This window comes from Paenibacillus sp. 79R4 (assembly GCF_013393165.1).
Classification (GTDB): Bacteria; Bacillota; Bacilli; order Paenibacillales; family Paenibacillaceae; genus Fontibacillus.
Map to the genome: position 1 here is coordinate 1 of NZ_QJOT01000032.1, position 8,085 is coordinate 8,085.

6 protein-coding genes are annotated in these 8,085 nt (G+C 50.8%); 3 read left to right on the plus strand and 3 right to left on the minus strand.

Annotated features, from left to right (window positions below; translation table 11 throughout):
* Positions 1-1,106: 1,106 nt before the first annotated feature.
* On the plus strand, positions 1,107-1,559 hold the full coding sequence (locus DMN77_RS23445) for an Hsp20/alpha crystallin family protein (protein WP_179016449.1): 453 nt from the start codon (positions 1,107-1,109) through the stop codon (positions 1,557-1,559).
* A gap of 184 nt (positions 1,560-1,743) precedes the next feature.
* Entirely contained in the window at positions 1,744-3,078 is a 1,335-nt protein-coding gene (locus DMN77_RS23450; protein WP_179016450.1) for a DRTGG domain-containing protein, read from the plus strand.
* Positions 3,079-3,111: 33 nt separating this feature from the next.
* On the opposite strand, the gene DMN77_RS23455 is transcribed toward DMN77_RS23450, so the two are convergent.
* The 3 genes from DMN77_RS23455 to DMN77_RS23465 all read right to left on the minus strand — a co-directional run bounded on the left by DMN77_RS23455 (position 3,112) and on the right by DMN77_RS23465 (position 4,311).
* A complete protein-coding gene (locus DMN77_RS23455; protein WP_068780299.1) occupies positions 3,112-3,411 on the minus strand; it encodes a YtpI family protein in 300 nt (99 codons plus the stop codon).
* An 85-nt stretch (positions 3,412-3,496) separates the two neighbouring features.
* On the minus strand, positions 3,497-3,985 hold the full coding sequence (locus DMN77_RS23460; protein WP_179016451.1) for a sporulation membrane protein YtrI: 489 nt from the start codon (positions 3,983-3,985) through the stop codon (positions 3,497-3,499).
* Positions 3,982-4,311, minus strand: coding sequence for a YtrH family sporulation protein (locus tag DMN77_RS23465; RefSeq protein ID WP_068780301.1), 330 nt, complete (start codon positions 4,309-4,311; stop codon positions 3,982-3,984). The genes DMN77_RS23460 and DMN77_RS23465 overlap by 4 nt, the downstream gene beginning before the upstream one ends.
* Before the next feature lie 349 nt (positions 4,312-4,660).
* Here DMN77_RS23465 and DMN77_RS23470 point away from each other — a divergent pair.
* A partial coding sequence (locus DMN77_RS23470; protein ID WP_179016452.1) for a DNA polymerase III subunit alpha occupies positions 4,661-8,085 on the plus strand: 3,425 nt, incomplete at its 3' end.

An 8,085-nucleotide genomic window follows, 5' to 3' on the forward strand; every position in this document is an offset into this window, starting at 1 on the left:
TAGCTTGAGCGAAGTGAAAGCTAGCGCCTTTAGACGCGAGCCGGTAATAAAGGCTTATAGCCTTAGAGCAAACCACCCGTTAGACGGGTGGTCATGATTTGCAAATTGATGCAGGTTAATGCGCGGTATATTTGGACAAACCCCAAACTCTAACGAACCAGGGTAACGCTATTGCCGCCCAATCGCCTTCTGAATTCCAGATAAACTCGTGAACACTATTCGATGCCCAACGTTTCCCAAAAACCTAATGAGACTAGTGAACGCACTTTGCTGCTCAATCGCCACCCCAAACTCTAGCGAACCAGGGTAACGTTATTGCCGCTCAATCACCTTCTGAATTCTAAGCAAACTCGGTAACACTATCTGCCGCCCAACGTTGCCCTAAAATCTAACAAGACTAGTGAACGCACTTTGCTGCCTACACCGTCTCCCCAAACTCTAGCGAACCAGGGTAACGTTATTGCCGCTCAATCACCTTCTGAATTCCAGATAAACTCGGTAACACTATCTGCCGCCCAACGTTTCCCTAGAATCTAATGAGACTAGTGAACGCACTTTGCTGCTCAATCGCCACCCCAAACTCTAGCGAACCAGGGTAACGTTATTGCCGCTCAATCACCTTCTGAATTCCAGCTAAACTCGGTAACACTATCTGCCGCCCAACGTTTCCCTAGAATCTAATGAGACTAATGAACGCACTTTGCCGCTCAATCGCCACCCCAAACTCTAACGAAACAGGGTATCGTTATTTGCCCTCAAACCGCCCTCCTCAAATTCTAACGAAACGTGGTATCGTTATTTGGTCATTTTATCGTCGAATACGGCTCATTTCTCGCAAATAACGATTCACAGTTTCCTTAGAATCTAAAAGCCTTCATTTTCACCCTAATAACGTGTCATAGTTTCGTTAGACAAATATCAAGAGAATTTGATTGAAAGTCAGAAAAGGTCAAACCAAGCATTTCACGGTAAATCCTCACGTAAATCCAAAGAATTTGCCTGATTTTGAGCTGATTTGCGGTTTATTTACTTTTGTCACTTAGTTGGCAGGGGCATATAATATAAGTGTAAGGTCAAACAAGGTCAAGGAAAGGGGAAATGGTACGATGTTTGATTTGATTCCTTTTGGAAAACGCAGAGAAGATGCGTTCGGTCAGTTGGTGAAATCCTTCAATGATATGTTCGATGAAGACTGGTTTACGCCGTTCAAAGGCTCGGGACTTTCGTTTAAGACGGATATCCGTGAGACAGACCAGGCCTATCTGGTTGAGGCGGAGCTGCCCGGTTTTCAGAAAGATGATATCGAAATTAACTATGTAGCCCCTTACTTAACGATCAAAGCCATACGCAAGGAAGAGAGCAAAGTAGAAAATACAGACCAGCAAATTGTTCGTCGAGAGCGTCATTTTGGGGAATATGTCCGTCGATTCTATGTTCAAGACATTGATGATAGCAACATTACAGCGACGTTGAAGGATGGAGTGCTTAAGCTCGAAGTACCTAAGCAAGCGAACTCCGGTGCTAGACGGATTCAGATCCGGGACGACAGAGATATGTGATCTAAAATACTGAATATTGCGGCATAGAAACTGCATAGCTTACAACGGCCCTTTCCATATGGATGATGGAGGGGCTTTTTATTGGTCAACTAGGTGTATTTAGGGCGCTATTTAGCTTTAACATTATAAAATTAAGTGTATAATAGATACAGAATAGTACAGATTCGGATTGGGGGTATAACAGTTGGAAGTGCACGAAGAGGGAATTACAAAGCACGAGCAACTGCTTCAATATATTGAAGGGCTGAAGATTGGAACGAAGATATCCGTGCGTAAATTGGCCAAGACGATGACCGTGAGCGAGGGAACGGCTTACCGGGCGCTGAAAGAAGCGGAAAACCTAGGTATCGTCATTACTAAAGAGCGGATCGGTACGGTTCGGGTTGAGAAGAAGCCGCGGAATCTGTCTGATCAATTGAGCTTTGAGGATGTGGTGGAAATCGTAGAGGGTCATGTGCTTGGCGGGGCTGATGGGCTAGGCAAAACTTTGCATAAGTATGTGATCGGAGCCATGAAGATTGATGCGATGGCACGTTATATTGATGCGGGTAGTCTGCTGATTGTCGGAAACCGTGAGGATTCCCATTCCTTGGCTCTGCAACAGGGCTCTGGCGTGCTTATTACCGGCGGGTTCGGGACAAGCCGTGAAGTGAAAAGCCTGGCCGATTCCTTGGAGCTGCCGATCATTTCTTCGCGTCATGATACGTTTACGGTAGCCTCGATGATCAACCGCGCCTTATTTGACCGCTTGATTAAGAAGAAGATTATGCTCGTTGAGGATATTGTGGCGAGGAAGCCACGGGTAAGCATGCTCAAGCTGACGAGTACGATCGCTGATTTTGACGAGCTGTCGATTGAGACGGGAGCGCAGCATTTTCCGGTTGTCGATGAGTGGAATCGGGTCATCGGCATCGTAAGCCGTAAGGATGTTGAGGAGCTTAGAGGTGATCAGAGCATCGAGAAATGCTTGAGCCGCCATCCGATTACGGTAGGGATGCAGACCTCGCTCGCTTCAGCCGCACAGATTATGGTGTGGGAAGGAATCGACTTCCTGCCGGTCGTGGACCGCAATCGTAAGCTGGTCTCCTCGGTCACGCGCAGAGAGGTGCTGCAGGCGATGCGGGATGCCCAAAACCAGCCGCAGATGGGCGAGACCTTTGAGCATTTGATGTGGAACGGATTTGCCGAAGAGCGTGATCAGGATGGCAGGTTATTTTTCCACGGTATGATCACGCCGCAGATGGCTACTCATTTAGGAACAATCTCTAACGGCGTGCTTAGCTCATTAATGACGCAGGCGGCCTTGACCTTCGCCAAGGATATCAGCGGGGCCGACTATGTCGTAGACAATTTATCCACCTACTTCATTCGGCCTGTCCAAATTGAGAATCCGGTTGTTATCACTCCGGTCATTCTGGAAATGAGCCGCAGGGCATGTAAATTGGAGATGCTGATGAAATATCAGGACAATATTGTCGCCAAGGCGATGTTGACCTTGCAATCTATCGACCATGCCTAGCATCTGGGTCTTGAAGCTTAGTCTTTGGACCCTTTAATCCGCCCTTTGTCTGGAGAAGATTCCATAATTGCGGAAGCCGGCAAAAATATTAAACGCCCCCAGCACCATAAAAATCGCGCCGACGACAACGCGCACAGTCGAACCGGTGAACATAAACATTTGGATGATGGCCAGGAACAGCAGCATGAAGCCCATGCTGATATTGCTCTTGGCCTGTGTTATGCCGCGTTTGTGGGCGTCGATAGAGCGGCGCGCCTTCAGGCTGAATATTATCGAGCATATGCTGGATATGAGCAAGCCGGCATACACCACATACAGAATGCCATCGATCATATGAGTGGGACAGCTCCTTTTTTTATAAAAATATTACCAAATAATGTGATGTACAAGGTGACTTATATCATTGTAACATGAAAAATCAACTTCGCACATATGGCCGCATGTCGACCCAAATCTGCAGTACGCCTTCACTCACCAACATCGTCTTGATTTGAATACTATAATCCTTGTCGCGGACGGAATATATTTTTCGATTAAGCAGTGTACGGGCCATTTTGGCATCGGAATCGATATCAAAGATGTTCCTGCCGCGCAACACTTCAAGCTCATCCTGCAGCGTCTGCACCACTTCCTTAACGGCGAGGGAATCCAGCGGCGGGTCTCTTTCTTCTACCGTCACCTTGATCTCCTTAACAACGGTGGAGCGATTTCGATATTTTCTCGGCGTCTTATTGTCTTCTTCGGCCTGATAAAGCTTGATTTGCAGGTCTTTGTTCTCGATCCATAGCTGATTATAGCTGGCCTGAAAGACCATATTGTAGGCGATGCTGCCGATGACCATGCCCAGCAGAAACACACCGACAAACTGCATAAAGCGCTTGAAACCCTGAAGGCTGGGTCCCTTCATCCTCTGCCGCCCCCGCACATCCAGCGCACGATTTCGGCTCCGATATGAGCCCCAAGGAAAGCGAACATCAGATATAAAATCTGTTTAATAGCCGGAGAGATGTTGCCGTCGAAAAAATTGCTCTCGATGACCCGCATCGGATCGATCGTTCCGCCTACCGCAGCAGCCAGCGCCCAGATCTTGATGCGACCGGCGATCTCGAGCATGCTTTGCGTTGGTGGCTGGAATGCCATAACCGCTCCGATTCCTCCAATCAGCGCTCCTCCGAGCACGATTCCGAATGCCACGAAGAAGTCGATAACCGCTTTGGTAAGAAAAGTACTCATTTTCCTTTTCAGCTCCCCTTTCGCCAGATGGCTTGTCCAGGTCTTATTCTTTATGTAAAGCATGAATTGCCTCTTGTCCCTCGTTACTCTCATTCTATGGGCGCAGCCTATGGATGTATGATAAAATCTTTTATTAAAGAGACAGTTTTATAGAGGTCGTTCAAAAAGTCCGCTTTTGAAGAGAAGGCCCATCAAAGACAAGCGAAGGATGGGCGATCGCGATTCAGCCGCAGGTTTTCGGCGATATAGCATTTTCGAGCGGGTGCTTATGAGATAGTTTGGAACTTCACTTATAAATAGTTGAGATTAATCTTCTAGTACGGATTTTACATGGAAAGGAAGGAAACGCATGGACAGCTTTGTTCACCTGCATGTACACAGCGAATATAGCTTGCTGGACGGTGCCGCCCGGCTTGAGGATCTGGTCAAGAGAGCCGCCGGCTTCGGCATGAAGGCGCTGGCATTGACCGATCACGGAGTGATGTACGGTGCGGTTCCTTTTTATAAATTGTGTAAGGCAAATGGAATCAAGCCGATTATCGGATGTGAGATGTACTTTACTGCCGGATCGCGCAAGGAGCGGGGCAGCCGCAAGGATCAGCCGATCCATCATCTGATTCTGCTTGCGAAAAATCTGCAGGGGTATCAGAACCTGATGCGGTTGTGCTCGATTGCGCAGCTCGAAGGATTCCATTACAAACCGCGGATCGATTGGGAGGTTCTGGAGCGCCACGCCGAGGGGCTTGTCTGCCTAAGCGCTTGCCTCGGGGGAGAAGTGCCCCAGCATCTGCTGCATGGCCGCTATGAGGAGGCGAAGCGAGCTGCTCTGCGCTATAAGGCGGCGTTTGGTGAGGACTTCTATCTGGAACTGCAGGATCATAGCATTCCAGAGCAGAAGAAGGTGAATCCGCAGCTTATTCAGCTTGCTGAAGAGACGGGAATTGCTCTTGTAGCGACCAATGATGTTCACTACTTGGAACAGGACGATGCCGAGGTCCAGGATGTGCTGATCTGGATTGGTACGGGGAAGAGCGTAGAGGACGAGGATCGGCTGAAAATGAATACGAACCAGCTCTATATGAAGAATGGGGCTCAGATGGCCACGTTGTTCCCGCATGTGCCGGAAGCAATTCGCAATACAGCAGTGATCGCTGATAAATGCGATTTGGAGCTGGAATTTGGCAAGCATATTCTCCCGGCTTACCGCCCGATTCCCGAGGGCATGGATGCGGCGTCTTATTTGGAGACCCTCTGTCAGCAAGGTCTTGCTGAGCGTTATAACGGTTTGCCGGAGTGGCAGAGCGAGGGGGCCCAAGCTTCGCTGCAGGAACGGCTCAAGTATGAGCTGGGTGTGATCGCGAACATGGGCTTTTCCGATTATTTTCTAATTGTATGGGATTTCATCGCTTTTGCTCATCGCCATGGCATCGCCACGGGTCCGGGACGGGGTTCCTCTGCCGGCAGTATCGTCGCCTATGTGCTGCATATTACGAATGTAGATCCGATGAAATATAATCTGCTGTTCGAGCGCTTCCTCAATCCGGAGCGGGTAACGATGCCGGATATCGATATTGACTTCAGCGATTTGCGCCGGGATGAAGTCATTGCTTATGTTGCGGATAAGTATGGCCCGGAGCATGTGGCTCAGATTATTACCTTTGGTACTATGGCTGCGCGGGCGGCGGTTCGCGACGTAGGAAGGGCGCTGAGTGTTCCGTTCGGCGAGGTCGATAAGGTAGCCAAGCTGATCCCCGGCAGCCTGGGGATGACGATTGAGCGCGCGATGAAGGAGAGTCCGGATTTGAAGGGGCTGTATGACTCGCAGCCGCGTATTCACGGACTTCTCGATATGGCGATGAAGGTTGAGGGGATGCCCAGGCATGCCTCGACTCATGCGGCTGGTGTAGTCATCTCCCGCGACCCGCTGACAGATGCAGTTCCATTGCAGACGGGCAGCGAAGGTACGGCGCTGACGCAATATTCAATGGAGCATCTCGAAGCGATCGGTTTGCTGAAAATGGACTTTCTCGGTTTGCGCACGCTGTCGATTATCGAACGCTGTATGAAGTGGATCACGGAGGAGAGCGGAGATGCGCCGGATTTTCGGATCATTCCCGATGATGATCACAAGACCTATGAGATGTTAGGCCGTGGGGAGACAACCGGGGTGTTCCAGCTTGAGTCGGCGGGCATGCGCCGCGTGCTGCGCGATTTGAAGCCGTCGCAGTTCGAGGATGTGATCTCTGTTCTGGCTCTGTATCGGCCAGGTCCGATGGAGTTTATTCCGAATTATATTTCCTCAAAGCATGGCTTGAGTGAGGTTCATTACCCGCATCCGGATCTGGAGCCAATTCTGAAGGATACGTACGGCATTATCGTCTATCAGGAGCAGATCATGCAGATCGCGTCAAGGATGGCTGGATTCTCGCTTGGTGAAGCGGATTTGCTGCGCCGTGCCGTATCGAAGAAGAAGCGGGAGGTGCTGGATGAGCAGCGGGGTCATTTTGTGGCTGGAAGCAAGGCCCAGGGCTATACGGAGACGGATGCAAATGCAGTCTATGATATGATCGTCCGTTTCGCCGATTATGGCTTCCCGCGGGCGCATGCCGCTGCATACGGAGTGCTCGCTTTTCAGACGGCTTATTTGAAGGCGCACTATCCTGTGCATTTTATGGCCTCCATGTTAACGGCTGTCATGGGCAGCCATCGCAAGGTGGCCGAATACATTGTCGAGTGCCGCCGGATGGGCATCGTTGTATTGCCGCCGGATGTGAACGAGAGCGGGGTGTTATTCACACCTCGGGTGAACGGAACGAGCAGGGCCGGAATAGCAGGTGATTCTGAGATTATCGACATGGGGACGGATGTGCAGATAAATTCAGATTCCGTGTCCAATTCTGACTCCAATTCGGAATCTAATTTGGAATCAGAGGAGCCCTATGGGGTGATTCGTTTTGGTCTGGCGGCCATTAAGAATGTGGGCACCCAGGCGATGGAGAGTATTCTGAAGGAGCGGCAGGAACGGCCTTTTGACAGTCTGCTTGATTTCTGCCGCCGCGTTGATCTGCGGGTCTGCAACAAGCGGGTGATCGAGTCGCTGATTCAGGGCGGAGCGTTTGATTCCTTGCCGGGACATCGCGCCCAATTGCTGGCGATGCTGGATGAGACGGTGGAAGCGGCAACGAAGTGGCGTAAGGAACGGGATGATCTGCAGATTCAATTGTTCGATTTCATTGAGACGCCAAACTGGGATATCGAGTATCCTGAGATCCCCAAGTTTACAGTAGGGCAGCAGCTTGAACTGGAGCGTGAGCTGCTGGGTTTATATTTATCCGGCCATCCGCTGGATGATTTTGATGAACTGCTGAATGAAGACGGCATCGATCGACTGATGGATTTGGCTGAAGCTGCGGATGAGAGCGAGACGGTTGTGGCCGGGATGGTTGTGTCGCTGAAGACGATCATGACTAAGCAGGGCAAGCCGATGGCTTTCATAGAGCTGGAAGACCAGATCGAGCGCTGCGAGGTCGTCTTGTTCCCGAATATGTGGCGCCGCTGTGCGCCGCACGTCACGAAAGGCGCGCTGCTCGCACTGCGCGCCACGGTCCAGCAGCAGGACGAAGGCTTCAAGCTGCTGGCCGATGAGGTGGCGCCGCTAAGCGTGCAAAGCCTCGCCGCGCTGCGGCGCGGACTTGGCCGCCGGCGCGCTGCGGCGGCGAGGACTGGCGCCAGGCGCGCGGGAAGCGGCGCAGCCCCAGGGGCAAGCGCCGCGGT